1 protein-coding gene is annotated in these 506 nt (G+C 35.2%); it reads right to left on the bottom strand.

The window, feature by feature from the left end; translation table 11 throughout:
* Positions 1 to 506, bottom strand: a 506-nt coding sequence (locus AVBRAN12647_RS09625) for a flagellin N-terminal helical domain-containing protein (RefSeq protein ID WP_442862283.1), incomplete at both ends; no start/stop codon positions are given.

Below are 506 nucleotides of genomic sequence, written 5' to 3'. Positions count from 1 at the left end.
CATTATGCCCAGTCTCAAACCTAGTTAAACCAATCTTATCACTTGTAGTTGCCCCAATACTAGCCTTAACAGTCTCATTTGAATACGCACCAATTTGAAATTCTTTGTTTGAAAACGTTCCACTTAGAAGCTTTTGACCATTGAATGATGTAGTATTACCAATATTGTCTAATTCTTCCATAAGTCTAGAAATATCAGCTTGAAGTGAGCGTCTTGTTTCAGTTGTTTGACCATCTTGAGCTGATTGAATAGCTTTATTCTTAATTGTATCAAGTATTTTTATTTGCTCATCCATAGCCTTATCAGCTGTCTGAATTATACCAATAGCATCATTAGCATTCATAATAGCTTGACCAAGAGAACTTGCTTGAGATCTTAAGCTATCAGCAATTGCCATACCTGAAGCATCATCAGCAGCAGAGTTAATTCTAAAACCTGAGTTTAACTTATTTAAAGAACTGTCAATTGATCTATTGTTCATAGATGCGTTTGCATGAGCGCTTAGC

Source organism: Campylobacter sp. RM12647, assembly GCF_020138135.1.
In the GTDB taxonomy this organism is placed as follows: Bacteria; Campylobacterota; Campylobacteria; order Campylobacterales; family Campylobacteraceae; genus Campylobacter_E.
This window is presented reverse-complemented; position numbering and strand designations above follow the sequence as displayed.